Source organism: Limnobacter sp. UBA3528 (assembly GCF_002377005.1).
GTDB lineage: Bacteria > Pseudomonadota > Gammaproteobacteria > Burkholderiales > Burkholderiaceae_B > Limnobacter.
This window is the reverse complement of record NZ_DFOZ01000019.1, coordinates 132,333-158,336: the sequence shown is the minus strand read 5'-3', so window position 1 is coordinate 158,336 and position 26,004 is coordinate 132,333. Positions and strand designations below refer to the sequence as shown.

26 protein-coding genes are annotated in these 26,004 nt (G+C 51.5%); 9 read left to right on the top strand and 17 right to left on the bottom strand.

All coding sequences use genetic code 11. The features are described 5' to 3' along the window. Positions 1-75: 75 nt before the first annotated feature. Genes B4N58_RS05725 through B4N58_RS05715 form a run of 3 tightly spaced genes read left to right on the top strand, consistent with a single transcriptional unit; the run spans position 76 to position 3,471 of the window. Positions 76-1,257 (top strand): aspartate aminotransferase family protein, encoded by a 1,182-nt coding sequence (locus tag B4N58_RS05725; protein WP_040513640.1) that lies wholly within the window; start codon positions 76-78, stop codon positions 1,255-1,257. 37 nt (positions 1,258-1,294) lie between these two features. Beyond that, positions 1,295-2,206 (top strand): ornithine carbamoyltransferase, encoded by a 912-nt coding sequence (gene argF / locus B4N58_RS05720; RefSeq protein ID WP_008252656.1) that lies wholly within the window; start codon positions 1,295-1,297, stop codon positions 2,204-2,206. A 35-nt stretch (positions 2,207-2,241) separates the two neighbouring features. Then, positions 2,242-3,471, top strand: a complete 1,230-nt coding sequence (locus B4N58_RS05715; protein ID WP_291746831.1) for an argininosuccinate synthase — start codon at positions 2,242-2,244, stop codon at positions 3,469-3,471. 60 nt (positions 3,472-3,531) lie between these two features. On the opposite strand, the gene murB is transcribed toward B4N58_RS05715, so the two are convergent. After that, entirely contained in the window at positions 3,532-4,557 is a 1,026-nt protein-coding gene (murB, locus tag B4N58_RS05710; RefSeq protein ID WP_008252658.1) for a UDP-N-acetylmuramate dehydrogenase, read from the bottom strand. A 51-nt stretch (positions 4,558-4,608) separates the two neighbouring features. Between murB and B4N58_RS05705 the strand changes: the two genes are divergently transcribed. From B4N58_RS05705 to B4N58_RS05690, 4 genes are read left to right on the top strand one after another with little or no spacing between them, the layout of a single operon-like run. Continuing rightward, positions 4,609-5,094 (top strand): YajQ family cyclic di-GMP-binding protein, encoded by a 486-nt coding sequence (locus tag B4N58_RS05705; RefSeq protein ID WP_291746826.1) that lies wholly within the window; start codon positions 4,609-4,611, stop codon positions 5,092-5,094. Positions 5,095-5,114: 20 nt separating this feature from the next. Further along, on the top strand, positions 5,115-5,717 hold the full coding sequence (locus B4N58_RS05700) for a hypothetical protein (protein ID WP_008252660.1): 603 nt from the start codon (positions 5,115-5,117) through the stop codon (positions 5,715-5,717). Positions 5,718-5,739: 22 nt separating this feature from the next. Continuing rightward, positions 5,740-8,454 carry an aminopeptidase N gene (gene pepN / locus B4N58_RS05695; RefSeq protein ID WP_291746821.1) on the top strand — a complete coding sequence of 905 codons (2,715 nt, stop codon included), beginning with the start codon at positions 5,740-5,742 and terminating at the stop codon, positions 8,452-8,454. A gap of 24 nt (positions 8,455-8,478) precedes the next feature. Then, positions 8,479-9,453, top strand: coding sequence for a class 1 fructose-bisphosphatase (locus B4N58_RS05690; RefSeq protein WP_291746818.1), 975 nt, complete (start codon positions 8,479-8,481; stop codon positions 9,451-9,453). 44 nt (positions 9,454-9,497) lie between these two features. Here B4N58_RS05690 and B4N58_RS05685 read toward each other — a convergent pair whose 3' ends face one another. Then, positions 9,498-11,093 (bottom strand): M48 family metallopeptidase, encoded by a 1,596-nt coding sequence (locus B4N58_RS05685; protein ID WP_008252664.1) that lies wholly within the window; start codon positions 11,091-11,093, stop codon positions 9,498-9,500. A gap of 142 nt (positions 11,094-11,235) precedes the next feature. Here B4N58_RS05685 and moaC point away from each other — a divergent pair, with 142 nt between their 5' ends. Beyond that, positions 11,236-11,706: a cyclic pyranopterin monophosphate synthase MoaC gene (gene moaC / locus B4N58_RS05680; protein ID WP_008252665.1), complete on the top strand. Its 471-nt coding sequence runs from the start codon at positions 11,236-11,238 to the stop codon at positions 11,704-11,706. Between the two features lie 3 nt (positions 11,707-11,709). On the opposite strand, the gene B4N58_RS05675 is transcribed toward moaC, so the two are convergent. The 14 genes from B4N58_RS05675 to miaB all read right to left on the bottom strand — a co-directional run bounded on the left by B4N58_RS05675 (position 11,710) and on the right by miaB (position 24,523). Beyond that, positions 11,710-12,213 carry a pilin gene (locus tag B4N58_RS05675; protein ID WP_040513642.1) on the bottom strand — a complete coding sequence of 168 codons (504 nt, stop codon included), beginning with the start codon at positions 12,211-12,213 and terminating at the stop codon, positions 11,710-11,712. Positions 12,214-12,353: 140 nt separating this feature from the next. After that, entirely contained in the window at positions 12,354-13,241 is an 888-nt protein-coding gene (gene sucD / locus B4N58_RS05670) for a succinate--CoA ligase subunit alpha (protein ID WP_008252667.1), read from the bottom strand. A 53-nt stretch (positions 13,242-13,294) separates the two neighbouring features. Then, complete coding sequence (sucC, locus tag B4N58_RS05665) at positions 13,295-14,461, bottom strand: ADP-forming succinate--CoA ligase subunit beta (RefSeq protein WP_171100189.1); 1,167 nt, start codon at positions 14,459-14,461, stop codon at positions 13,295-13,297. 268 nt (positions 14,462-14,729) lie between these two features. Beyond that, on the bottom strand, positions 14,730-15,230 hold the full coding sequence (locus tag B4N58_RS05660) for a regulatory protein RecX (RefSeq protein WP_008252670.1): 501 nt from the start codon (positions 15,228-15,230) through the stop codon (positions 14,730-14,732). 58 nt (positions 15,231-15,288) lie between these two features. Further along, positions 15,289-16,368, bottom strand: coding sequence for a recombinase RecA (recA, locus tag B4N58_RS05655; RefSeq protein WP_008252672.1), 1,080 nt, complete (start codon positions 16,366-16,368; stop codon positions 15,289-15,291). Positions 16,369-16,430: 62 nt separating this feature from the next. After that, on the bottom strand, positions 16,431-16,928 hold the full coding sequence (locus B4N58_RS05650; RefSeq protein WP_291746807.1) for a CinA family protein: 498 nt from the start codon (positions 16,926-16,928) through the stop codon (positions 16,431-16,433). 8 nt (positions 16,929-16,936) lie between these two features. Beyond that, a complete protein-coding gene (locus B4N58_RS05645) occupies positions 16,937-17,404 on the bottom strand; it encodes a phosphatidylglycerophosphatase A family protein (RefSeq protein ID WP_008252674.1) in 468 nt (155 codons plus the stop codon). A gap of 35 nt (positions 17,405-17,439) precedes the next feature. Next, positions 17,440-18,516: a thiamine-phosphate kinase gene (gene thiL / locus B4N58_RS05640; RefSeq protein ID WP_291746802.1), complete on the bottom strand. Its 1,077-nt coding sequence runs from the start codon at positions 18,514-18,516 to the stop codon at positions 17,440-17,442. Positions 18,517-18,531: 15 nt separating this feature from the next. Continuing rightward, positions 18,532-19,020: a transcription antitermination factor NusB gene (nusB, locus tag B4N58_RS05635; RefSeq protein WP_008252676.1), complete on the bottom strand. Its 489-nt coding sequence runs from the start codon at positions 19,018-19,020 to the stop codon at positions 18,532-18,534. After that, positions 19,013-19,519, bottom strand: a complete 507-nt coding sequence (gene ribH / locus B4N58_RS05630; protein ID WP_008252677.1) for a 6,7-dimethyl-8-ribityllumazine synthase — start codon at positions 19,517-19,519, stop codon at positions 19,013-19,015. Before ribH ends, nusB begins: the two co-directional genes overlap by 8 nt. Beyond that, complete coding sequence (gene ribBA, locus B4N58_RS05625) at positions 19,516-20,640, bottom strand: bifunctional 3,4-dihydroxy-2-butanone-4-phosphate synthase/GTP cyclohydrolase II (protein ID WP_008252678.1); 1,125 nt, start codon at positions 20,638-20,640, stop codon at positions 19,516-19,518. The genes ribH and ribBA overlap by 4 nt, the downstream gene beginning before the upstream one ends. A gap of 12 nt (positions 20,641-20,652) precedes the next feature. Next, the gene (lnt, locus tag B4N58_RS05620; protein ID WP_291746748.1) at positions 20,653-22,203 is read right to left on the bottom strand and encodes an apolipoprotein N-acyltransferase; all 1,551 of its coding nucleotides are present in this window, start codon (positions 22,201-22,203) and stop codon (positions 20,653-20,655) included. Further along, entirely contained in the window at positions 22,203-23,117 is a 915-nt protein-coding gene (locus B4N58_RS05615; RefSeq protein ID WP_008252680.1) for an HlyC/CorC family transporter, read from the bottom strand. Before B4N58_RS05615 ends, lnt begins: the two co-directional genes overlap by 1 nt. 62 nt (positions 23,118-23,179) lie before the next feature. After that, positions 23,180-24,523 carry a tRNA (N6-isopentenyl adenosine(37)-C2)-methylthiotransferase MiaB gene (gene miaB, locus B4N58_RS05610; protein ID WP_291746744.1) on the bottom strand — a complete coding sequence of 448 codons (1,344 nt, stop codon included), beginning with the start codon at positions 24,521-24,523 and terminating at the stop codon, positions 23,180-23,182. A 161-nt stretch (positions 24,524-24,684) separates the two neighbouring features. On the opposite strand from miaB, the gene coq7 reads away from it, so the two are divergent. Next, entirely contained in the window at positions 24,685-25,371 is a 687-nt protein-coding gene (gene coq7, locus B4N58_RS05605) for a 2-polyprenyl-3-methyl-6-methoxy-1,4-benzoquinone monooxygenase (RefSeq protein WP_291746742.1), read from the top strand. Here coq7 and B4N58_RS05600 read toward each other — a convergent pair. Then, positions 25,368-25,790, bottom strand: coding sequence for an OsmC family protein (locus tag B4N58_RS05600; RefSeq protein WP_008251459.1), 423 nt, complete (start codon positions 25,788-25,790; stop codon positions 25,368-25,370). The genes coq7 and B4N58_RS05600 overlap by 4 nt on opposite strands. Between the last annotated feature and the right edge of the window lie 214 nt (positions 25,791-26,004).

Below are 26,004 nucleotides of genomic sequence, written 5' to 3'. Positions count from 1 at the left end.
GCACGTCGACCGATTGGCTGCGTTTGTTTTTAGAGTCCGCGTTTTGCCTGAACACTGCTGATAGAGAGTTTTACCGTGACAGACCACTTGATGAAAACCTACGCCCGCCAGCCCATTGCTTTCACCCACGGTGATGGCGCTTGGATGTGGTCAACTGATGGCAAAAAGTACCTGGATGGCTTGTCTGGTATTGCGGTAAACGGTTTGGGACACAATCACCCCAAGTTGGTGAAAGCTATCGCCGAACAAGCGGGCAAATTGATTCATACCTCCAACTTGTATGGTGTGGTTGAGCAGTCGAAACTTGCTGATCGCCTGTGTGAAATCTCGGGCATGGATGAAGCATTTTTCTGTAACTCGGGTGCGGAAGCCAATGAGGCAGCCATCAAACTGGCCAAATATTACGGTCACAAAAAAGGCATCGAGAACGCAAAAATCATCGTGATGGAACGTGCCTGGCATGGTCGAACCCTTGCCACGCTGGCAGCAACAGACAGCCCCAAGGCCAAGGTTGGTTTTGGCGAGTTGCCCGGTGGATTTGTTCGCGTACCCTACAAAAACTTTGCGGCCATTGAACAGGCTGCAGACGAAAACCCTGAAATTCAAGCGGTTTTGCTTGAGGTTCTTCAGGGCGAAGGCGGCATTAATGTGGCAGATACCGAATACTTGCAAGCTTTGCGCAAGTTGTGCACCGCCAAAGGCTGGCTGCTGATGATAGACGAAGTGCAAAGTGGCATTGGCCGCACAGGCAAGTGGTTTGGCTACCAGCACGCTGGCATTCAACCCGATGTCATTACACTGGCCAAGGGTTTGGGATCGGGCGTACCGATTGGCGCCTGCCTGGCCTGGGGTCCTGCAGCTGGTGTATTCACGCCGGGCACGCATGGCACCACGTTTGGTGGTGGCCCTTTGGTTTCAGTGGCGGCACTGGCCACAATCCAGATTATGGAAGAAGAAGGCCTGCTGGCGCATTCCGAACAAATGGGCCAGTTGATTCGCGCTGTTTTGTCGCGAGAGCTGGCTGGAATTGCAGGGGTAAAGGACATTCGTGGCCGCGGCCTGATGGTGGGTGTGGAGTTGTGGAAGCCGTGTGCCGAGCTGGTCGCAATTGCACGCGACAAAGGCTTGATCATTAACGTCACCCGGGACAATGTGGTTCGCCTGTTGCCACCACTGGTGATTAAAAAAGAAGAAGCAGAAACGCTGGCCATGGAACTGGCCCCATTGATTAAAGCGTTTCTTGAACAATCCGCCTAAGGAGGAACCGGCCTGCCAGGCAAGCCGGTCTACAAAAATGCCTATCAAACATTTTTTACAGTTCAACGACATCAGCAAAGACGAGTTCGAATATTTGATGCAGTCGTCTCGCGATGTGAAAGCGAGGTTCAAGCGCTACGAGCCCTATTACCCGTTGCAGGACCGCACGCTGGTCATGATTTTCGAGAAGGCATCCACGCGCACACGGCTTAGCTTCGAGGCAGGCATGCATCAGTTGGGCGGCTCGGCGATTTACCTGAACACCAAAGACTCACAATTGGGTCGTGGTGAACCAGTGGAAGATGCTGCACAGGTTATTTCACGCATGTGCGATATCGTGATGATTCGCACCTATGAGCAGGAAATCATTGAGCGCTTTGCAGCCAACAGCCGTGTGCCTGTGATCAACGGCTTGACCAATGAATACCACCCCTGCCAAATTCTGGCAGATATTTTTACATTCATTGAACACCGCGGCAGTATTCAGGGCAAAACGGTGGCGTGGGTAGGTGACGGCAACAACATGTGTGCCACCTGGTTGCAAGCCGCGGAACTGCTGGACTTCAAGGTGAATATTTCCACGCCCAGCGATTACAACATCGACCCGGCGAAAACCAATATCAAGGGCACCCACCATGAGTGGTTTGAAGACCCGATGGACGCCTGCAAAGGCGCTGACCTGGTGACCACTGATGTATGGACCAGCATGGGTTTCGAGAATGAAAACAAGGCACGCCGCCGTGCATTTGCAGACTTTCAGGTGGACACGGAAATGATGGATGTGGCCAACCCGGAGGCCCTGTTCATGCACTGCCTGCCCGCCCACCGTGGCGAGGAAGTGGCGGCCGAAGTGATTGACGGGCCGAAAAGTGTGGTGTGGGACGAGGCAGAAAACCGCCTGCACACCCAAAAAGCCCTGATGGAATTCCTTTTGTTGGGCCGCAAGTAAGCGGACCTGTAACAACCCTTTTTGAATCGAGAACCATGAGCGACATCAATAAAGTAGTACTCGCCTATTCCGGCGGTTTGGACACCTCAGTTATTCTGAAATGGCTGCAAGACACCTATGGCTGTGAAATCGTGACATTCACAGCCGATTTGGGCCAGGGTGAAGAGCTTGAACCGGCACGCCAAAAAGCACTGAAGTTTGGTATCAAGCCCGAGAATATTTACATCGATGACGTGCGCGAAGAATTCGTGCGCGATTTCGTATTCCCCATGTTCCGCGCCAATACCGTGTACGAAGGCGAATACCTGCTCGGCACGTCAATTGCCCGCCCATTGATCGCCAAGCGATTGATCGACATTGCCCGTGAAACAGGCGCAGATGCGATTTCACATGGTGCCACAGGCAAAGGCAACGACCAGGTTCGCTTCGAGCTGGGTGCTTACGCTTTGATGCCAGGTGTAAAAATTATCGCTCCCTGGCGCGAATGGGACTTGCTGAGCCGGGAGAAGCTGCTGAAGTACGCTGAAGACGCTGGTATCGAAATCGACATGAAGCACAAGAAAGGCGGTGCTCCCTATTCCATGGACGCCAACTTGCTGCACATCAGCTTCGAAGGCCGGCACCTGGAGAACCCGAGTGCAGAAGCCGAAGAAGCCATGTGGCGCTGGACCGTGAGCCCGGAAGCGGCGCCCGATGAAGCCGAGTACCTGGATATTGAATACGAGAAAGGCGATATTGTCGCACTGAATGGCAAGAAAATGAGCCCCGCAACGGTACTGACCGAATTGAACCGTTTGGGCGGCAAGCATGGCATTGGACGCCTTGACCTAGTTGAAAACCGCTACGTGGGCATGAAGAGCCGCGGCTGCTATGAAACTCCCGGCGGCACCATCATGTTGAAGGCGCATCGCGCGATTGAATCAATTACCTTGGACCGTGAAGTGGCGCACTTGAAAGATGATTTGATGCCCCGCTACGCCAGCATGATTTACAACGGTTACTGGTGGGCACCAGAGCGCCTCGCATTGCAAGCCTTGATTGACCAAACACAAACCACCGTGAATGGCTGGGTACGCGTGAAGTTGTACAAGGGCAATGTGATCGTAGTGGCCCGCGATTCAAAAACGGATTCCTTGTTCGATGAAAAAATCGCCACCTTTGATGAAGACGGCGGTGCCTACGATCAGGCCGACGCCGGTGGATTTATCAAACTTAATGCACTGCGCCTGCGCATTGCAGCCAATGCCAAGTTTAAACGCGGCTAATCATTTGATTATTAGCGAATAAACTTTAAAAACCGCTACCCGAACAAGGTGGCGGTTTTTTTACATCTCGATCAAATTCGGCTCTGGTTCAAGCAACACACCAAACCGCGCCTGAACTTGGGCCTGAACATGTTCAATCAATTGTCGCAGTTCAGCACCCTGCCCCTTTCCCAAATTGACAAGAATCAGCGATTGTTTAGTGTAAACACCAACGCCGCCCAACACATACCCCTTCAAACCACACTGCTCGATTAACCAACCAGCCGCCAGCTTGACTTGGCCATGATCAGCCGGGTAATTCACTATGTTGGGAAACTGCTCAACCAAGGCTTGCACCTTTGACTCAGAGACAATCGGATTCTTGAAAAAGCTGCCGCTGTTCCCCAATACGGCCGGATCTGGCAACTTCTCGGTACGAATGGCACTGATCACCTTAAACAAGTTCAAAGGAGTCAGTTTTCCCGGTCCAGCCACACGCTGGGCCACATCACCGTAACCCAACACGGGCTGCCACTGTACTGGCAAGGCGAAATCTACCGCTGTAATCACATAACGACCCTGCGCAGCATGCTTGAAAACGCTGTCGCGATAGGCAAACTCACATTCATCCAGATTGAAAATACATTCCTTTTGAACATCCAAATCAAATACGTGCACTGCTGAAACGCGGTCTTTGAGTTCAACGCCGTAGGCTCCGATGTTCTGCACCGGGCTTGCACCCACGCATCCTGGAATCAAGGCAAGGTTTTCAAGCCCACCCCAGCCCATGGCCACCGTCCACTCCACTGTGTGGTGCCAGTTTTCGCCAGCCCAAACCCTCAAATGGTGATGAACCCCATCGCAGCCCAAATATCGGCGGCCTTTTAGTGCAACCTTCCAAATCGTTGCGTCTACCTGCGGGCTGGTAAACACCGTATTGCTGCCTTCACCCAACAACAGAAAAGGCTGTCCTTCCTGCCTGACGCGGGCAAAAGCCATTAGATCGTCCTGATTGGTCAACAAACGCAGCTCTCGGGCACGGGCAGGTAAACCAAAGGTGTGCAAGGGTTGCAGATCGACGCTGTGGGTGGCAGTGAGGGCTGACATAGGGGATGGTCTAGCGATTACAATGAGGCATTATGCTTGAAGGAATGAACTATGCCGTCTTTTGATGTGGTCTGCAAACCGGACTTGATCGAATTGCGCAATGCGGTTGATCAGGTGAACAAAGAAATTGGTACCCGCTTTGATTTCAAAGGCTCCGATTCCAAAGTCGAATTAAATGAAAACACCATCATGATATATGCCGACGATGATTTCAAACTTGAACAGGTCGCCGAGATTATTCGCAACAAGTGCGCGAAACGAAATGTGGATGTTCGCTTCCTGACTTTTGACAAGAAAGAGAAAGTATCGGGCGATAAAATCAAGCAGACAGTGACTGTGAAAAACGGGCTGGACAAAGACTTGGCCAAGCAAGTTGTGAAGGAAATCAAAGACAGCAAGATGAAAGTACAGGCCAGCATTCAGGGCGACACCGTACGTATTCAAGGCGCAAAGCGCGACGACCTGCAAAGTGCGATTGCCCTGCTGAAACAAAAAGTAACCGAGACACCCCTGGGTTTCGAAAATTTCCGCGACTAAATTACCTCGAAGGACACGCCATGAGCGCAGACCATTCACACGATCACCATCATGATCACGAGCACGGCCCGGACTGTGGCCACAACCACGATGTGGTCTACAACAAGGTGGTTAAAGCCAATCACAAAGTGGCTGCTGTGTTGCTTCGCAATGCGAAAACCATTGAACTGACTTTTGATGAGCGCCAAGAAGTGCCTCACGATGTGAAAGCCACCGATGGCAGCACACTGATTTGCCACCTGCATGACACCGTGGAAGTAGGAGACAAGTTGGTGTCGAACACCAACGAGTGGGCGATTGTGGCAGCCGCGAAAGAAGAGCTGTTTGAAGTAGCGCGAGGCCAGAAAGGCTTTGAAGAATTTCTTCATGTGGCTGGCCTGAACTTTTGGCCGGTTCAGTTAAATGAAACCGGCGCGCGCGTTGTGGCAAGCCACGAATGCATGCACATGCTTGAGCATTTTGAGTTGAAGTTCAGCACACTGACTGCAGCCATGCTGGAAATTGTGGTGCCGGAACTGAAACACCACGATTGCTGTGACCATGATCACGGACATGATCATGACCATGGACATTCGCACGCTCATGAACACAAACACGGACCAGACTGCGGTCACGACCACTAAGTAGTAACAAGGAATTCCCGGCATGAGAGACGCACAAGTACCTATCACCTTTTATCGCAAGGATTACACAGCGCCGAACTACAAAATCAGTCGCACTGATTTGACGTTCACGCTGAATCCGTCGCGCACCAAGGTAGCAAGTCGCCTGGAATTTCAAGTGTGGGACTATTCATACCCTGACAACTTGCCACTTGAACTGGATGGGGAAGACCTTGAGCTGGATCAAGTGCTGCTCAATGGTGAAAAGCTGGACACCACCCGCTACACTCAAAGCCCTACTGGCCTGACCATCCATCAACCCGGCCGAGAAGGCGTGCTGGAAGTGACCGTCTACATTCAACCCGACCAAAACACGCGGCTTGAAGGCCTGTATGTGTCCAACGGCAACTTTTTCACACAATGTGAGGCTCAAGGTTTCAGACGTATTACCTATTTCCCTGACCGTCCGGACGTACTTAGCCAGTTCACAGTCACCCTGATTGCGAACGAGGCCACGCACCCTGTCAGTTTGTCCAATGGCAACTTGATAGAGGAAAAGAAGCTGGGGGAGGGCTTGCACATGACACGTTGGGAAGACCCATTTCCCAAGCCTGCCTACCTGTTTGCCTTGGTGGCCGGTCGCTTTGTGTGCCAAGAAGAAACTGTAAAGAAAGGCAATGGCAAACCGGCATTGCTTCAAGTGTGGGTTGAACCGGGCAACCTGGACAAAACTGACTTTGCGATGCAGAGCCTGAAGAAGTCGATCGACTGGGACCGTGAACGGTTTGGCCTTGATCTGGACTTGGACAGGTTCATGATTGTGGCCACAGCCGATTTCAACATGGGCGCCATGGAAAACAAGGGTTTGAATATTTTCAATACCAAGTTTGTGTTTGCAAACCCAGAATTGGCCACAGACATTGATTTCGAGAACGTCGAAAGCGTGGTGGGCCACGAGTACTTTCACAACTGGACCGGCAACCGGGTGACCTGTAGAGACTGGTTTCAACTCTCGTTAAAAGAAGGCTTGACTGTATTCCGCGACCAAGAGTTTTCTGCAGACATGATGGCCGAAGGGCTGGATGAAGTGCAGGCAGATTCTGCACGCGCGGTAAAACGGATTGAAGATGTGAAGGTGCTGCGCGCCGCACAGTTTCCTGAGGATGCCGGCCCTATGGCCCATCCAATACGACCTGACAGTTATCAGGAAATCAACAATTTCTACACAGTGACTGTGTACGAGAAAGGCGCCGAAGTTATTCGCATGCAGCACACATTGCTGGGAGAGCAGTTGTTTCAGCGTGGCATGCAAATTTATTTTGAACGCCACGATGGTCAGGCAGTGACCTGCGAAGATTTTGTCAGCGCCATGGAAACTTCCCTGCAGGAAGCGCATCCAGAACTCGATTTAAAGCAGTTTCGTCATTGGTATTCACAGGCGGGTACCCCAGAAGTATCCGCAAGCTGGAAGCAAACCAATGGCCAACTTGCACTGACCTTGAAACAAAACTGCCGCCCTACCCCAGGTCAAGTGAGCAAACCCGCTTTTCACATTCCTGTGAAATTGGGTTTTGTAGAAAAAGCCAGTGGTCGCGATATGCCACTACAACTTGAAAACCATGCCGGTGCCCTACATGGGGATGTACTCGACTTTACTGAGCACACGCAAACATTCGTATTCACTGGGTTGGATGCAACTGTAGTACCCTCGCTGCTGCGCGGATTTTCGGCACCCGTTATCCTGCAAACCACGCACACCACGGATGACCTTATCTTTTTGGCAGGTCACGACAATGACCCATTCAACCGCTGGGACGCATGCCAGAAAATTTATGGCAAAGCCATTTTGGACATTTACCTGCAACGCGGGCAAACCGACGGTACAAATACCCAGGCTGCCGTGCAAATTGTGGAAAACTTGCTGAACGACAAGCAATTGTCAGACGGCTTTTTGGCTTTGGCCTTGCAGTTGCCCAGTGAAGGCACTCTGCTTGAAGCATTCGACGGACTGGTAGACCCCGTCGCCATGCATTTCGCACGTTCGACCTTGCGCGACTTGTTGGCATGCACCTTCGGGGCTGACTTCAAGGCGATTTATGAGGCACGCAACGTAACCGGACAACCGTACAACTACAATGCAGTGGCCGCAAGCCAGCGTGCGCTGAAAAATGTGGCTTTGGCCTATTTGGTGACAGCTGCTGCAGACGAAGAAATGAATGTGGCAAAGTTGCAGTATGCGGCCTCGAACAACATGACCGACCGCATGGCTGCACTGAGCAATATTGTGCACAACGGTCCGGGTAACCCACCGGAGTTGGCGGAGTTTTTCGAACGCTTTAAAAATGAAGCGCTGGCTGTTGACAAGTGGTTTATGTTGCAGGCCACTGTGCCTGCCAGCAATGAAAACGTGAACACTTTACAGGCGGTACGTGAACTACTGAAACACCCGTCCTTTACCCTGAAAAACCCGAATCGTGCTCGCTCGCTTCTGGCTGCTTTCGCGATGCAAAACCCCAGTGTGTTTCACTCGCATTCAGGGGAGGGTTATGCCCTGTGGGCCGATCTTGTCATTGAACTGAACACCATTAACCCACAAGTTGCCGCGCGAATGGCACGTGGCCTGGACCGCTGGACCAAGCTGGTACCCGCTTTGCAAGAAAAAGCGCACAAACAACTAGAACGTATATTAAACACAGACAAATTGTCGCCAGATGTACGGGAAGTGATTGGCAAGGCGCTAGACGCTGCTACCCATTAATTTTGAATTGAACAGAGGACAACAATGAGTATGAATTTGGCGCAATACCTTGAACACCATGCCGATGCACACATGGGCGTGCTGATCTCGGCCATTGCCGACGTATCGCAATCCATCTCTGCTGCGGTTCACAAAGGGGCGCTGGGCGGCGTATTGGGTAGCGCAGGTTCAGAAAATATTCAGGGCGAAACCCAAAAAAAGCTCGACATCATTGCCAATGACATGATTCTGGATGCGCTTGCTGCAACCGGTGTTGTCGCGGGTATGGCCTCTGAAGAACTGGACGACAGTTCCCCAGTACCTGGGCACTCGGATCGCCCATTTCTTGTACTTTTTGACCCCTTGGATGGCTCGAGCAATATTGATGTAAACGTGTCGATTGGCACTATTTTCTCCATCCTACCCAATCCAGATGTGGGAGAAATTACCAATGAAAGCTTCTTGCAGCCTGGTACCGAACAACTGGCTGCAGGTTATGTGGTGTACGGCCCCCAAACCTCGCTGGTACTGACGTTTGGCAAGGGCGTTGTGGCCTTTACACTGGACCGTGAGGCAGGCCAGTATATCCAAACCAGCGAGAGTATGGACATACCAGAAGACACCAAAGAATTTGCCATCAACATGTCGAATCAGCGTCACTGGTATCAGCCAGTGCAGCGTTATATTGCTGAATTGCTCGAAGGGAAAACCGGGGTGCGCGGCAAAGACTTCAACATGCGCTGGATTGCCTCCATGGTGGCGGATGTGCATCGTGTGCTGACCAGGGGTGGTATTTTTATGTACCCCAAAGACCTGCGTGACCCCAACAAACCTGGCAAACTGCGCCTGATGTATGAAGCCAACCCGATGAGCTTGCTTGTAGAACAAGCCGGGGGCAAAAGCTTTGATTCAACCCAGCGAATTCTGGACATACAACCCACTGATTTACACCAACGCTGTGCAGTGATGCTGGGTTCGGCCAATGAAGTACAACGAGTCAGTGATTATCACAAAGAATGACATTGATTGGCTTCACGATTAACTACCAAACCTAGCAACCACAATTAGTTGCCAAACTTGGCGAATTCACGCTCAGCATCGGCTTTGCGCTTGTATTCGCGTTGTTTGGCATCAATTTCTGCAAGCAAGTAATAGTTGTCTTTCGCGTAACGCTTGGCAATTTCAGCCTGTTCAATCGCGGGCAAATAGGCTTGGCGTGCATTGTAGGACTGAGCCAAGGCCATGTGATGTTCCGCTGGTTTTCTCAAGGCCAAGGCACTTTGGGCTAGCAAATCAAACACCTCCGGTACCGAGCGATAGGCCTGGGAAAGCTCTTTCAGGTATGCATCTGACTCGGCAAATAACCCCAAACGCTGCAGGCCCTCGGCATACATCAGACGGACTGACATTTCACTTTTAAATTCATTTCGCAAGGCTGTCAGTTGCCCAAGCGTGGCCTTTTCCTGCGCATTCAAGGCCGAGCGGTCACGTACAGGACGCCGGTCCATGGGTGCCGAGGCCAAGGGCAAGCTTACATCCATAGCCATTCGCATGCGTTGACTTTGAAGCAGCAAGGGAACCTCGGTTTTCTTGACCACAGATTGCCCAGATTTGAACAACTCGATGGCCTTTTCACTGGCTGCCAGGGCCTCCTGCTTACGCCCCATCGAATTCAACACGAGTGAGCGACCATAAGTTAAAGCAACTGGATCTTTGATGCCCTCTTGCTCGTTGGGTGATTCGAAAGTTCGCAAACGATCAGCCAACTGCTGATTACTTCGTTCTGCAAACACGATGGACTTCACCCGTATAAGCTCAAATTCCAGGCTTGACTGGTTTTGATTTCGATTTGAGCTGCTTTCCAGGCCAGCCCGGTTACGAATATCAGCAATTCGCTCGGTGGTTAGCGGATGAGTGCGCAAATAAGAAGGCGCATTGTTTTCGTATAGACGGGATGCTGTTTGCAAACGCCCAAAAAAATCAACCATGCCCTGGGTATCAAAACCCGCTTGCTGAAGGGTTAAAAATCCAACCCGATCTGCTTCCCGCTCCGCGTCACGAGAAAAAGACAATTGCTGATCGATGGAGTAGCCTGCACCGGCCGCCATGAGGCCGGAAGCCGCCTGGGGATTAGAACCAGCAACCAGTAATGCTGCAATCATGGCGGCAGTGGCCACAAGGCTGGTTTGCTTTTGCTGCCCAAACCGGCGGGCAATGTGGCGTTGGGTTACGTGCCCCACTTCGTGAGCCAACACAGAGGCCAATTCAGATTCTGTTTGAGAGGCTGCGATTAGTCCAGTATGCACACCAATATAGCCGCCGGGCATGGCAAATGCATTCACTGATTTGTCGGTGACCAGAAAAAACTCAAAATTGGACGGAGATTCCGATGCAGCTTGAACAATCTTGTTGCCCAATCGACTGATGTAAGCCGTGATCTCAAGATCAGTGTTTACCGCTCCAAAAGCCCGGTAATCCTTCATGATTAACGCGCCCAACCGGCGCTCGTCCTGAACAGAAAGCTCAGCCCCGCCGGCATCACCCAGGCTAGGCAAGTTATTCAAGCCGTCCGCATGCGCGATCGGCGACAACATGGAAGACAGCAGCAGGGTACTGCACAGCACACTCGCAACACTTTTCCTAAAATCAAGACGCATCATGGGCTTTTTACGGTGGTAGTGTGGGTATGATAGCGCGATGAAAAACAAGTTCAATCAACTTCCGGTTTGCAGCAAGGTTTCCTTGGGTAAATTTAGGTAAACGCCTTGAAGTTGATTGATTAGTCAGCAGGGGATTACAACAATGAACGGACTTACGCACTTTGACCAGGAAGGCAATGCACACATGGTCGATGTGGGCGGGAAAAGTGAAACCGAACGCAAAGCGGTGGCCACTGGCACCATACAGCTGGGGAACGAGGCCTACCAGGTTTTAAAGGCCGGAACGGCCAAAAAAGGCGATGTATTGGGAGTAGCAAGGATCGCAGCCATTCAAGGTGCAAAACGTACGTCTGATCTTATTCCTCTTTGTCACCCGCTACCCCTGACAAGGTTGGCAGTTGAATTTGAACTGAACGATGAACTCTGCGAGGTTCATTGCACCTGCACCGCACAAACCGTGGGCAAAACCGGCGTGGAAATGGAAGCCCTGACCGGTGTTCAGGTAGGGCTTCTCACCATTTACGACATGCTGAAAGCGATCGACAAAGGCATGGTGATGACTCAAACCAAACTCGTTGAAAAACGCGGTGGCAAGAGTGATTTCACTCGGTAAACTTTAGTTAACGTTGTTGTTACGACAGGCCGCGGGAAGATAGCGCCGGAACTCCGGAGTAACGTTGGTCACGCAACGCCATTCACCCACTGGCTGCAACGGGTCTGTGTGCCTTGCACCACCCGTGAAGGGAATAAGCGCAATGAAATTGTTGGCAACGATACCGGCAGCGACCGTGTTGGCTTGAAAAGTAACCTGAATTCTACCGTTTGCCCCCACAAGCAATTGACGTGCGTACTGACTTTGCGCAGCCACGTTGGACTGACACCCCGCATCACCAGCGTTGGCTGGCCATGCGTTTGTTGTGGCTGTGTATTCAATAATACCTGCCTTGCAAGACTGGGCAATATTCATTAACTCGGTAACCTTTGCACGGTTCAAGTAATCTTGAAACGCAGGGATGGCAATGGCCGACAGCACGCCAATAATTGCAATGCCAATCATCAGCTCGATCAGGGTGAAGCCCTTAGAAACCTGACTTCGGGTAAAAGCTCTGGGATTATTCATCGTCGCATTCCTCGCATCGAAAAGTGGTGTTGAGAAACCATTCTTCGGTGTTCGGCCTGCGTGAAGTACCCCCGCTAGGGTTAAAAAGAAAAACCCCACCATTCTGAGTGAATGGTGGGGTTTTTATGGACCGCGACGAATTACGCCCCGATCGCCTTCTTCAGCAATTGGCCCATCACGGACGGGTCTTTGGTCACGGTAATACCGCACTCTTCCATAATGGCCAGCTTCTCCTGAGCTGTACCTTTACCGCCAGAGATGATGGCGCCAGCATGGCCCATGCGCTTTCCGGGGGGGGCTGTCACACCAGCAATGAAACCAACCACGGGCTTCTTCATGTTGTCTTTCACCCACAAGGCTGCCTCTTCCTCGTCGCTGCCACCAATTTCACCAATCATGACCACTGCATCGGTGTCGGGATCATCATTGAACATTCGCATCACGTCGATGTGCTTCAATCCATTCACTGGATCGCCACCAATGCCCACCGCAGTAGACTGCCCCAAGCCCAACTCACTCAACTGACCCACTGCTTCATAGGTCAGGGTACCGGACCGAGATACAACACCGATACGGCCCTTTTTGTGAATATGACCGGGCATGATTCCGATCTTGATTTCATCGGGTGTAATGACGCCTGGGCAATTTGGCCCCACAACGATGGTTTTACGTCCTTCCCTACGCATGCGATCACGCACTTCGATCATGTCACGAACGGGAATGCCTTCGGTGATACAAATCACCAAATCCAGATCAGCCTCAACGGCTTCCCAGATGGCAGCCGCAGCGAAGGGAGGCGGAACGTAAATGACAGATGCGTTGGCACCAGTCTGTTTTTTGGCATCGGCCACGGTGCCATAAATGGGCACACCCTCGAAATCTTCGCCAGCTTTTTTGGGGTTCACACCCGCAACAAAACAGTTCTTGCCGTTGGCGTATTCACGGCACATACGCGTGTGGAACTGACCAGTTTTACCAGTAATACCTTGGGTAATTACCTTGGTGTCTTTGTTAATGAGAATAGACATTGTGAAAATCCTTTTTCGTGTTGAATGGCTGTCAAATGTGGAGCACCAGGCGATTAAGCGCCTTTCGTCGCAGCCACCACTTTTTGTGCAGCCTCGCCCATGGTGTTCGCTGCAATAATTGGCAAACCAGATTCAGCCAAAATTTTCTTGCCCAAGTCTTCGTTAGTACCTTTCATGCGCACAACCAAGGGAACCGACAAACCCACCGCTTTCGATGCAGCAACCACGCCATCTGCAATCACGTCGCAACGCATGATGCCGCCGAAGATATTTACCAAAATGGCTTTCAGGTTGGGGTTTTTCAACATAATTTTGAAAGCTTCAGTCACTTTCTCAGTGGTGGCACCGCCGCCCACATCCAGGAAGTTGGCAGGCTCGCCACCAAACAACTTGATGGTGTCCATGGTGGCCATGGCCAAACCAGCACCGTTCACCAGGCAACCAATATTTCCATCCAGACTGATATAGCTCAGATCGAACTTGCTGGCTTCAATTTCAGCAGGGTCTTCTTCGGCCAGATCGCGCAAGGCGACGATTTCGGGATGACGATGCAAGGCATTGGAATCGAAGTTCAGCTTCGCATCCAGTGCGATGATGTCGCCAGAGCCAGTCAGGATCAGTGGGTTGATTTCGGCCAGGCTGGCGTCAGTTTCCCAAAATGCCTTGTACAAACCCTGAAATGCCACTCGCGCTTTGGCAACGGAACCTGCTGGGATACCAATTTTTACCGCCAGATCGTCCGCTTCGGCGTCGGTTAGGCCTGCAACCGGATCTACGTACACCTTGTGAATCAATTCAGGCGTGTGTTCCGCCACCTCTTCAATTTCCATGCCGCCTTCACTAGATGCCATGACGCAAACACGCTGCGTAACACGGTCAACCACCATGCCAACGTAGTATTCTTTTTTGATGTCGGCACCCTCTTCAACCAGCAAGCGGCTGACTTTCTGGCCTTCTGGGCCTGTTTGATGGGTGATCAACTGCATGCCCAGAATTTGGCTAGCATACGTTTTTACATCGTCCATGCTCTTTGCCACTTTCACGCCACCGCCTTTGCCGCGACCACCTGCGTGAATTTGCGCCTTCACCACCCAAACCGGGCCGCCCAGTTTTTCTGCGGCAGCAATCGCCTCGTCGATTGAAAAACAGGGATAGCCGGTAGGAACAGCTACACCATACTTCTTCAGAATTTCCTTGCCTTGATACTCGTGAATCTTCATTTGAATTCCTTGCTGGGAAAGTTAATGCAAATCGGCTAGGCGCAACAAGGCGACCAAACTGACAACATTGTAAAGTGGAGAGTGTTTTTTTCGCGTGACAGCGCAAGCGGGTTCTCGGACGTAAAGCCGAGGCAAGGATGAGGCATGCCGGGCATGCTATGAAGGTTTTTATCCATCTCTTTCTTTGCTTCTTGTGTCGTTGAATAACGCTTCGTTATTTAACTAGACTATCACTTCTATGGAAACACATAAGCCGGAGTGGATCATATCACGCATTGGATTTGAACTCAGCTAGAATGCGCCGCCAGGCGCGTTCAATGTTGCCAAATTCAAACCCACGGGCTGAAAGAGCCCGATAAACCTTGGATTTTAAAACCAACAATTGAGCTTGATCAACAGCAGACTCCACGCCTAAAACGCTCTCCAGGCTTGAAAACTGCCTGCGCTTGATCCAGTCGAAGGCCCGGTCTTCTTCAGTACTCAAAATTTGGGGTTCTGAATCATCGTTCGAAAGCGATTTAACGCCTGCCAAACCGTGTTGCCCCAACTCAGCGGCAATCGCACGGTCCCCAAATGTGGGCGCACGCCTGCGAAACAGACTTAGTTTGAAACGCTCATCGGATTGAAATTGATGTGAAGTTGCCCATTCAATGGCGTCCTCTACCTCAGTGGGTTCATAACCACGCTGCAGTAACTTGGCGCGAAGTTCAGTTTGACTGTGTTCCCTGCGGGCCAGGAGTGCCACAACTTTCGATTTTGCGGACGCCACAGGTTTGCTCGAACCTGTGGCACTTCCAAATGAACGCCTGTTTGACTTACCTGGCAACTTATTCGGCGTCTTCGACTTCATTCTTTTTCTTGGTCACCGGCGCTGCGGCTGCTTCTTCAAGCAAGCGCACCCCCAGCTTTTCGCGGATCTTATTCTCGATTTCAGCCGCCATCACTGGGTTGGCTTTCAAAAAGTCGCGGGCGTTGTCTTTGCCTTGACCGATTTTTTCACCGTTGTAGGAATACCAGGCACCCGCTTTGTCGACAAATCCGTGCAACACGCCCAGGTCAACAACTTCACCTTCTCGTGACGTTCCCTGACCGTAAAGAATATCGAACTCCGCCTGTTTGAAGGGAGGACTCACCTTGTTTTTTACGACCTTGACCCGGGTTTCGCTGCCAATTACTTCCTCACCCTTTTTGATAGAGCCGATTCGACGAATATCCAGGCGAACAGAGGAATAAAACTTCAGGGCATTACCGCCAGTCGTAGTCTCGGGGCTGCCGAACATGACGCCAATTTTCATTCGAATTTGGTTAATGAAAATAACCAGACAATTGGTACGCTTGATGTTCGCAGTTAATTTACGCAAGGCTTGGCTCATTAGTCGGGCTTGAAGACCTGGCAAGGAGTCGCCCATGTCGCCTTCGATTTCAGCCTTGGGTGTCAGCGCTGCCACGGAGTCAACAATCACCAAATCAACTGAGCCTGACCGAACCAGGGCATCCACGATCTCGAGTGCCTGTTCACCTGTGTCAGGCTGGGAAATCAACAAATCGGGCAAATTAACGCCCAATTTGGCGGCGTATTGAACATCGAGCGCGTGTTCAGCATCGATAAAAGCACAGGTGCCGCCCAGTTTTTGCATTTCAGCAATGACTTGCAAGGTCAATGTGGTTTTACCGGAGGATTCAGGGCCGTAGATTTCTACAACCCGACCGCGTGGAAGACCGCCGATGCCCAAAGCAATGTCGAGCCCCAAGGAACCGGTGGATACAGACTGGATGTCGTCGATGATCTCGTTTTCACCAAAACGCATGATACTGCCCTTGCCAAACTGCTTTTCAATTTGGCTAAGCGCAGCGGCCAAGGCTTTGACTTTTTCCGAGGATTGGTTTTTGGTTCTGAGATCTTCCATGGTCTGCCTTCAACTGAATTGGGTTTCGATTTCCGAATTATTGCACAGTTTTTACTGTAAATCTATACAGCCTTTTTGAGTGATACTTTTGACAGAATGGTTAACCCGGCTTGTACCGCCTGTTGACGAACGGCGTCGCGATCACCTTCAAAAACATGGTGAAAAGCCTCGATCGACTTGTGTCGAACCGCCAAACCAAACCACACAGTGCCAACTGGCTTACCCGCCGAGCCACCTCCAGGGCCGGCGATACCAGACACTGACAAACAACAGTCCACACCCAAGGCAATCATTCCGCCATTGGCCATTTCTTTGACACATTCTTCACTGACTGCGCCGTGTTGTTCCAAAGTCGACTCACGCACATAGACCGACTTCATTTTTACTTTGTTTGAATAGGTGATCAACCCGCCCTCAAACCAGTCACTGGAGCCCGGAAGGCTGGTCAATGCTGAACCAAGCCCACCCCCAGTGCAGGATTCGACTACACCGAGCTTGCCAGCCGATGCATTGAATGTGTCCGCAATTTGCAGCAAGAGTGCTTGGTCAAGAGTGGTCAAAGTTGAATTCACTTCAAAAAGTACAAATATACGGCCAGCATTAACAAAGTCATGAAAGCCGCGACGATGTCATCGAACATTACACCAAAACCATTTTTCCAATGTCGATCGAACCAGCGAATGGGCGGAGGTTTCACCATATCAAAAAATCTGAACAGTGCCACGCAGGCCAATTGCTCCGTGGGGCTGGAAAAATGATTAGAAGCCACAAACAACACCAGCCAGATCGCAACGATTTCATCCCAGACGATACCCCCGTGATCGATAATTCCCAATGCTTTTCCTGTGATTTGGCAAGCCCAGGCACCTGCGATGAAGGCACCACCAATTACCCAAGCCCATTGACCAGCAGCCAAGTAGGGGTCCAGCCACACATACAAAAGCCAACCCATCAATGTGCCAAAGGTTCCGGGCAAAACCCACGCCAAACCACTACCAAACCCCAATGCCAACAAGTGCGCCGGATGGGCCAGCATAAACCGCCAGTCAGGTCGAGAACGGTGGATTGAGCTCAATTCTGGGTCTCGGCAAAATGGTTGTAAGAACGGGCAGATACTCGAGTACGATCCGCGTTTGGCGATTGAAGCCAAATGCCGCTTCCGGGCTCAATGAAACCCACACAATGCAGACCTCCCCCAAAGGATTGTATTGCATCGTGGTAGTTCGGGTGGGCTGTCCAACACAATTCAAAATCATCGCCACCCTTCAGAGTTTGAGTCACCAAAATTTTCAACAATTCAGCCGCATCGGCACGTTGGCAGATCTCTGGCCAACGTTCTCGCCACAATGATTCTAGGGACGACTGGACGAGTACCGCAGACACGTCGCTTGCTTTGGAAATATGGGCCAAATCGCCACTCAAACCATCGGACAGATCAAGGCACGCGCTGGCAAATCCATGTAGTCGTACCCCAAGCTCAAGGCGTGGAAGCGGCGTGCCAAGCTGAATTACTGCGCTCTGGCGGAGATGTTCCGGCATGGCATCCAGCAGAACCTGAACCTGATGCAATTCGCTACCCTGACAACATTCCGCCAAGCGGTCTCGTCTTTGGTATTCAAGCAAAAGCCCCAAACGGGCGAGCCCTGGTGTGCCACTCAGCCAGACTTCTTCGCCGATTTTTGCGTGCGCCCGGTTGAATCCACGGTGTGTAATCGGGGCCTGTCCAAACACGGTGATTGACAGAGTTTTCGATGGATTGGGGCCAGCTGAAGTGGTATCACCACCTACCAATGGGCAGTTAAACCGGGTAGCAACATCAAGCAAACCAGCAGAAAAATCGGCAAGCCAACTTTCATTGATTTCGGGCAAACTCAAATTCAGCGTAAAACCAAGAGGACTCGCCCCGCTGGCAGCGAGATCGGAGAGGTTACAGGCTAAGGCTTTCCAACCAGTCGCATGAGGCGAGTCATCTGAAAAAAAATGAACACCCTCCACTAAGGTGTCGGTGGAAGTGTATAGATGGTGGCCAGGTAAAAGTTGGAGGGTGGCACAGTCGTCTCCGATACCAACCAGCACCGTGTTGGCATTGGCCCGTGCAAGCCTGCCAAAAGGAGTTTTGAAATAGCGATGAATTAGGTCGAATTCCAAAACGCCTCTTGAATATTAGCTAGACTGACTGTTCGCCTGCGCCTTGATTTCGGAATCGCGCGCCTGGGCGGCTACCTTGTCGAGCACGCCATTAACGAACTTGAATGCGTCAGTGCCCCCGAAAGTTTTGGTCAACTCAACAGCCTCGTTGATCACCACTCGATAGGGAATTTCAGCGTGCGTATTCATTTCATGACTGGCCAGTACAAGCACGGCTTTCTCCACCGGGCTGAGCTCGCCCCATGGGCGATCAATGAACGGCTGAATTTGATGCATCAAGTCTTCCAAGTGGTGCACCGAACCGTGCAACAGCGACTCGTAATGCTCGCGATCGGCCTTGTCAAAACCAGGCGCATCACGAATGTGCGCATCGACTTCACCGACTTCTGTGGGATTTAAAAACCATTGATACAAGCCCTGCAAAGCCAACTCACGCGATCGTCGACGAGCGTTGCGCGTGTGGCCTTGCCTCTTGCCCGAATCAGGCTTGCTGGCTTCACTCATCGTCTTCTTCCTCGTCATCAACGCCGGGCAGGTTGTCGTCCAGCGTCATCATTAAATTGCCCATTTCCACGGCGCAGCGGGCGGCATCAACCCCCTTGTCTTCAATTCGCTCGATCGCCTGATCCTCGGTGTAGGTTGTCAACACCATGTTCACCACGGGAACATCGTGCGCCAAGGCCACGCTTGAAATGCCGCGGGCACTTTCCCCACATACGATTTCAAAATGATAGGTGTCACCCTTGATTACGGCACCCAAGGCAATCAAAGCATCAAACTCACCAGAAAACGCCAGACGCTGCAATGCGATTGGAATTTCCATTGCGCCGGGCACGGTGATGTGCAAGATATCTTCGTTCAGCACACCCAAGCGCAGCAATTCGCTGCAACAGGCGGCCCAAAGACCATTGGTAATTTCTTCGTTGAAGCGGGCCTGAACCACACCCACGCGAATGCCATCGCCATTCAAATTAGCAGGCACACTTCCTGGACTGTTGCTCATTTCGTTTCTCCGTTGACATAACCTGACACTTCCAAATCAAACCCGGTCATGCTTGGCATTTTCCGTGGTCGGGACAGCAATTTCATTTTGTTGACACCCAGATCACGCAGAATTTGCGCTCCGATACCGTAAGTGCGCAAGTCAGGGTTTGATCCTGCTCCTTTTCGCGCGGTTATGCCGCGCTGCTCGATGTCATCCAGCGAGGCAAACTGCCCCAACAAGCGATCAGAAGACACATCGCAGTTCAGAAGCACAATTACACCTGCCCCCTCTTCCACCACTTTCTTCATGGCCGCTGGGATGGAGAAGGAGTGTTCGGACAAATTCACTTCAAGAAAATCGATCAACGAAGTAGGTTCGTGCACACGCACCAAAGCCTCGGTGTCTGGATTCAGTTGACCATACACCAACGCAAAGTGTGCGCTGCCTGTAGGTTTGTCACGGAAGGAAATACACTTGAATTGACCCTGTACTGTGTCAATAACACGTTCGTGCATACGCTCGATCAGCGACTCTTTGGTACTGCGGTACTGAATGAGGTCCGCAATGGTGCCAATCTTCAGGTTGTGTTCTTTGGCGAATTCCACCAGATCGGGCAAACGGGCCATGGTGCCGTCGTCTTTCATGATCTCGCAAATAACCGAGGCCGGGCTAAGGCCAGCCATGGCAGCCAGGTCGCAACCCGCTTCAGTGTGCCCGGCGCGCATGAGGACTCCGCCATTCACTGCCGTCAGAGGAAAAATATGACCGGGCTGTACCAAGTCTTCTGGCTTGGAGTTCTTGTTAACCGCCACACGAATGGTGTGGGAGCGATCTGCTGCAGATATGCCAGTCGACACACCTTCTGCGGCTTCGATGGAGACCGTGAAATTGGTACCGTGAGAGGAGCCATTGGCTGCCACCATGGGGCGCAAGCCCAGCTCGCGACAACGAGCTTCGGTCAATGTCAGACAAATGAGGCCACGGCCATACTTGGCCATGAAATTGATGGCCTCTGGCGTAACAAAGTCGGCGGCCAACACAAGGTCTCCCTCGTTTTCACGGTCTTCCTCGTCGACGAGAATAACCATGCGGCCTGCACGCATTTCTTCAACGATTTCGTTGACTGGACTAATTGACATGGCTTTTAAATTTTACAGATTGATTGAATGGGCTCTATTGTAAGCCCTCAGGCGCCATTCACGCACGCACAGCAGTAGAAGGACCACTCCCCAAATTGAAAACCACAGGCGATCGCCCCACTTTGCGAAAAAGGTTTGACCCAACCGGCCTTCGACTTGCCCCGACCACACCAAGGCCTGCCCGGGCTCAACGCGCTGGGTCCACTGGCCGTGCTCGTTCACAATACCGGACACTCCCGTATTGGTGACACGCAAGCCAGGCTTGCGGTGTTCAGCCGACCGGGTGCGGCCCATTTGAGCATGCTGATCAAGAGCCCAGGACTGACCAAACCAGGCAAGATTGCTCAAATTCACAAACATGGACGGTTCTTGGGTGGAATTGGCGACCAATCCTGCAAACTCACCACTAAAAATATCTTCGTAACACACTGTGGAAGCCAAGGCATTGCCGCGGACCATGAAAGGCTTTAGAGGACCTGACCCGGAGGTGAACTCGCCCATGGGCATATTCAACATGGCCACAAACCATTTGAAGCCAAGTGGAATAAATTCACCGAATGGCACCAAATGCCTTTTGTCATGGCGTGTTTCTGGCACCTCAAGCGCTTCCAAGGCCTCGTTACCTTGAAACATGACAATGGAATTGAAATATTGAGAACCCTCTTGAATGGCCGACCCCATGATCACGGCAGTTTCGCCCGGCGTTGCAAAGTCGCGAAATGTGGTTCTCCATTCAACCGGGGTGTCGGTCCACACCAATGGATTCACCGTTTCGGGAAACACAAGCAAACCGCCCCCCTGCTGGGACAGCTGTTGCTTGGCCACATCGCCCAAGGCGAAGGCTTTTTGCATGTTCGAGACAATCAGATCAGGATCAAACTTGATGCTTTGATCGACATTGGTTTGCACCCCGACCACGGTCAGAGGACTTGCACTTCGGGTTTTCACAGGTACCTGCACCAGCACCAGCAAGCCACCCAACACAGCAGCAGCTGCAAACACCTTGCTGGGTCGGCGATTCATTACAAAAGACAGAACAAGATGAGCAAACAGCATCAATACAAACAAACTGCCGTAGCTGCCTAACCAAGGCAACAAGTTGGTAAATGGGGAATCGACCAAAGCGTCGCCTAGTCCCAGCCAGGCAAAACCGGTCATGAATGTGCCACGAGCCCATTCAAAAAACGTCCAAAGGGCAGCCCAAAGCAATGCGTTAAATGTTGTGCCAAGTAGCGACTGCTCGCGCAGAACCGAAAAACGACAGTAAATCCACAAGGCCAAGGCAGGAAAAAGTGCCAAATAAAGCGTAAAGGCGGCAATGGCCGCCCAAGCCAGCATGGAAGGCAAACCACCATAGGTGTGCAGGCTAATGTGCAACCATGAAACACCAAAGCCGTAGGCCGACCAACCAAATGCCAGGCCGGTCAGCCAAGGGCGGCTGGTTTTCCGGGCCACAAAAGGCAACACTGCGAGCAGCACCAAGCCAAGCCACCACAGGGAAAGTGGGGCGAATGACAACACCCAAGGCGCCCCCAAAAACGCGCCTGCCAAAAAGGAGTACATCAAGTGGGCCTGTCGTAGTCGGAGTTCTCGGTGAATGAATTGGTATTGGTGTTATCGGGTGCAGGTTCAATTTTCTGAACCCGAAGCAGGTGCACTTGCCGAGCGTCTGCACGCAATACTTCAAAGCGAAAAGGTGGCAATTCAACCACATCGCCACGCGCGGGCAGGCGCGCCAGTTGGTCGGTCAGCAATCCGCCCAAGGTATCTGCATGCTCATTTGAAAACTCGGTTCCAAATGTTTCATTGAACTGTTCAATCGTGGTTAACGCTTTGACGCGATATAGGCCCAACTGATCTCCGCCGAGGCTCACGATATTGTCGGCTTCTTCATCAAAGTCATACTCGTCTTCAATGTCGCCCACAATTTGCTCAAGCACGTCTTCGATGGTCAGCAAGCCAGCTACTCCACCATATTCATCAACCACAAGGGCGATGTGATTTCGGTTCAGGCGAAAATCATGCAGCAATACATTCAAGCGTTTGCTTTCAGGAATAAAGACCGCCGGGCGCAACATGTCTCGTAAATTGACTTCTGAGTCGGCATGTATGCGAAGCAGGTCCTTGGCCAGCAAGACACCGATTACGTTGTCACGTTCGCCCTCGTACACCGGGAAACGTGAATGCGCCTTTTCAACTGCAAAAGCCACAATTTGGTCGATAGAATCTTCAGCGTTGATCGCATCCATCTGCGCCCGGGGCACCATGATGTCTCCCGCAGACAGGTCGCTAACCTGCATGACACCCTCAATCATTGAGAGCGCATCAGCGTCCAGTAGATTTCTTTCATGGGCCTGTTGTAGCACTTCCAACAGTTGCTCCCTGTCCTCAGGCTCGCGAAGCAACAACGAAGACAAACGTTCTAGCAGGCCCCGTTCTTTTTTACTGGGGACCTGCGACGGACTCGGTTCTGACATACGGGAGGATAAACCTCTGCAAACAATAACGGCTCAAGGATAACCGAAAAAAATGACGGATATCAGGCAGCCGTGATCGGCACCTGTCCGCGCAAGGAATTGGGATAAGCCTCCACAATGTCTAATTCAACGATTTGCCCCACCATGCGAGCATTTCCTGCAAAGTTAACCACCCGGTTGTTCTCGGTCCGCCCTGCCAACTCGGCGGGGTCTTTTCTGGATGGACCTTCAACCAACACCTTTTGACGTGTACCCACCATGGACTTGCTGATGCTGGTGGCGTGGTCTTGAATTGTTTTTTGGAGGCGCGCCAAACGCTTGAGTTTGGTCACTTGGTCAACACCGTCCTCAAGATCCGCCGCAGGCGTTCCGGGGCGTGGGCTGTATACGAAGGAAAACGAAGTGTCGAAACCCACGGCATTGATCAGGTCCATGGTTTTCTCGAAATCGGCCTCGGATTCACCTGGGAATCCCACGATGAAATCAGAAGACATTGAAATATTTGGGCGAATTTCACGCAGTTTGCGAATGATCGACTTGTATTCCAGTGCGGTATATCCGCGCTTCATTGCTGAAAGTATTCGGTCCGAACCCGCCTGAACAGGCAAATGTAGATGATCCACCAGTTTGGGCAACCTGGCATATGCCTGAATAAGGCGCGGACCAAACTCCTTGGGGTGCGAGGTGGTAAAGCGAATCCGCTCAATACCTGGCACTTCCGAGACATATTCAAGCAACAGCGCAAAATCTGCAATTTCGCTGGTATCGCCCATCTTCCCGCGATAGGCATTCACGTTTTGCCCCAGCAAATTGATTTCCCGCACACCCTGGTCTGCGAGATCAGCGATTTCTACCAGAACATCATCAAACGGACGGGAAATTTCCTCACCGCGCGTGTAGGGCACCACACAGAAACTGCAATACTTGCTGCAACCTTCCATGATGGATACAAATGCAGTGGCACCAGTGTTCTTGGCCAAGGGTAAATTATCGAACTTTTCAATTTCAGGAAAAGAAATGTCCACTTGGGGCCGGTGTGTGTCTCGGCGCTGCTTGATCAGTTGCGGCAATCGGTGCAGCGTTTGAGGACCAAACACCACATCCACATACGGGGCACGGTCAACAATCGCCTTGCCTTCCTGGCTGGCCACGCAACCGCCCACGCCAATAATCAGGTTGGGGTTGGATTTTTTCAGGTGTTTGACACGACCCAAATCGCTAAACACTTTTTCCTGTGCTTTTTCACGCACCGAACAAGTGTTGAACAAAATAATATCTGCGTCATCCGGGGTGTCTGTTCGCTCCAGACCGTCTGAGCTACCCAGTACATCGGCCATTTTGTCGGAGTCGTACTCATTCATCTGGCAGCCAAAGGTTTTGATGAAGAGCTTTTTCTTGGTAGTCATGGTTTGCCTAAAAGGTGCCACCATGAAGCAGACCCGTTTCAGAACTGAAACAGGAGCCAACACGGGGACGTTGTAATTCGTTGCGCGTTGATGCGGATTTTACTTGCATCCCTTGTTAAAATGAAGACTTCGTTGAAAAAACACAGGATTGGTGCGTAGTAATGCCAAATCAACCTCCTCGCTTTTCTGGCCTGCCTGGCTTTCCAAACCTGCCCAAGCTGCCTTCTCTGGACGCCGTAATTGGTGAAGTCGACAAGGCATTGAAAACACTGGCTGCAACGCCCGTGGCGCAGCGGCCTAACCCTGCCGGGCAAAATTTACCCGCGGAACAACTAAGCGACTCGGAGAAAGAACAGGTGATTGGCCTGATGCGAGTCAACCACGTGGGGGAAATTTGCGCGCAGGCGCTTTATCAAGCCCAGGCACTGGCCAGCAAAGACCCCGAAAAGAAGGCGTTGTTTGACCAAGCCGCCAAAGAAGAGGCCGACCACCTGGCCTGGACCCAAGAGCGACTCGACCAACTGGGTGCTCGCCCCAGCCTGTTAAATCCATTCTGGTATGGGGGCGCATTCGCTTTGGGTTTTGTTGCGGGCACCTTGGGCGACAAGGTTAGCCTCGGATTCATGGCGGAAACAGAGAAGCAGGTTGAAAAGCACCTGAACGACCACTTGGGCAAGCTGCCTGCTGGCGATCAACAGTCCAGGGCGATTCTGGAACAAATGCGCCAAGACGAGATTGAGCACGGACAAACGGCGATCGACCAGGGAGCCAACAACCTGCCCATGCCCGTGAAACTGGCCATGACCGCCATGTCGAAGGTCATGACCACACTTGCACAGAAAATTTAATCTTCAATAATTTCGTGGGTGAACACCAACTCAGCCGTTTTGCCCAGCATGGCAGACGCTGAGCAGTATTTCTCATGAGACAACTTAATGGCTCGGTCGACGAGATTGGGCTTTAATCCCCGGCCAATCACCTGAAAGTGGAAGTTGATTTTGGTGAAAACCTTCGGGGCTTCTTCAGCACGCTCCGCACTCATTTTGACCTTGCAGTCGCGAATATCCTGACCGCTTTTGCGCAGAATCAACACCACGTCATAGGCCGTACATGCGCCAGTGCCTGCCAACACGACCTCCATTGGACGCGGAGCCAGGTTATTACCACCACCGTCTGGGGCACCATCCATACACAACATATGCCCACTGCCTGTTGTGGCCACAAATGACATACCGGGCAACCCGGACCAGCTAACTTCGGCTTCCATAAAGCTCCTTATTTATGATTAATCACTCATTATGCATTGCACAATATTTACTGAAAAGAAGTTGAAAAACTGCTCTATTTTATAAAACTGAGTTAACAAATAACCAGTCAGTCACTAGCAATATTTTCAACCAATTGTTTTTATTGGATTTTTTTAATCCACTTTTGAAATATGGAATAAGTTGCTTATTTCGGACAACAAAAACAGACTCTTG

Coding starts and splice junctions, on each gene's coding strand:
- argF (WP_008252656.1), top strand. CDS start 1,295: ATGCCTATCAAACATTTTTTACAGTTCAACGACATCAGCAAAGACGAG.
- B4N58_RS05715 (WP_291746831.1), top strand. CDS start 2,242: ATGAGCGACATCAATAAAGTAGTACTCGCCTATTCCGGCGGTTTGGAC.
- murB (WP_008252658.1), bottom strand. CDS start 4,557: ATGTCAGCCCTCACTGCCACCCACAGCGTCGATCTGCAACCCTTGCAC.
- B4N58_RS05705 (WP_291746826.1), top strand. CDS start 4,609: ATGCCGTCTTTTGATGTGGTCTGCAAACCGGACTTGATCGAATTGCGC.
- B4N58_RS05700 (WP_008252660.1), top strand. CDS start 5,115: ATGAGCGCAGACCATTCACACGATCACCATCATGATCACGAGCACGGC.
- pepN (WP_291746821.1), top strand. CDS start 5,740: ATGAGAGACGCACAAGTACCTATCACCTTTTATCGCAAGGATTACACA.
- B4N58_RS05690 (WP_291746818.1), top strand. CDS start 8,479: ATGAGTATGAATTTGGCGCAATACCTTGAACACCATGCCGATGCACAC.
- B4N58_RS05685 (WP_008252664.1), bottom strand. CDS start 11,093: ATGATGCGTCTTGATTTTAGGAAAAGTGTTGCGAGTGTGCTGTGCAGT.
- moaC (WP_008252665.1), top strand. CDS start 11,236: ATGAACGGACTTACGCACTTTGACCAGGAAGGCAATGCACACATGGTC.
- B4N58_RS05675 (WP_040513642.1), bottom strand. CDS start 12,213: ATGAATAATCCCAGAGCTTTTACCCGAAGTCAGGTTTCTAAGGGCTTC.
- sucD (WP_008252667.1), bottom strand. CDS start 13,241: ATGTCTATTCTCATTAACAAAGACACCAAGGTAATTACCCAAGGTATT.
- sucC (WP_171100189.1), bottom strand. CDS start 14,461: ATGAAGATTCACGAGTATCAAGGCAAGGAAATTCTGAAGAAGTATGGT.
- recA (WP_008252672.1), bottom strand. CDS start 16,368: ATGGAAGATCTCAGAACCAAAAACCAATCCTCGGAAAAAGTCAAAGCC.
- B4N58_RS05645 (WP_008252674.1), bottom strand. CDS start 17,404: ATGCTGGCCCATCCGGCGCACTTGTTGGCATTGGGGTTTGGTAGTGGT.
- nusB (WP_008252676.1), bottom strand. CDS start 19,020: ATGAGTGAAGCCAGCAAGCCTGATTCGGGCAAGAGGCAAGGCCACACG.
- ribH (WP_008252677.1), bottom strand. CDS start 19,519: ATGAGCAACAGTCCAGGAAGTGTGCCTGCTAATTTGAATGGCGATGGC.
- ribBA (WP_008252678.1), bottom strand. CDS start 20,640: ATGTCAATTAGTCCAGTCAACGAAATCGTTGAAGAAATGCGTGCAGGC.
- lnt (WP_291746748.1), bottom strand. CDS start 22,203: ATGTACTCCTTTTTGGCAGGCGCGTTTTTGGGGGCGCCTTGGGTGTTG.
- B4N58_RS05615 (WP_008252680.1), bottom strand. CDS start 23,117: ATGTCAGAACCGAGTCCGTCGCAGGTCCCCAGTAAAAAAGAACGGGGC.
- miaB (WP_291746744.1), bottom strand. CDS start 24,523: ATGACTACCAAGAAAAAGCTCTTCATCAAAACCTTTGGCTGCCAGATG.
- coq7 (WP_291746742.1), top strand. CDS start 24,685: ATGCCAAATCAACCTCCTCGCTTTTCTGGCCTGCCTGGCTTTCCAAAC.
- B4N58_RS05600 (WP_008251459.1), bottom strand. CDS start 25,790: ATGGAAGCCGAAGTTAGCTGGTCCGGGTTGCCCGGTATGTCATTTGTG.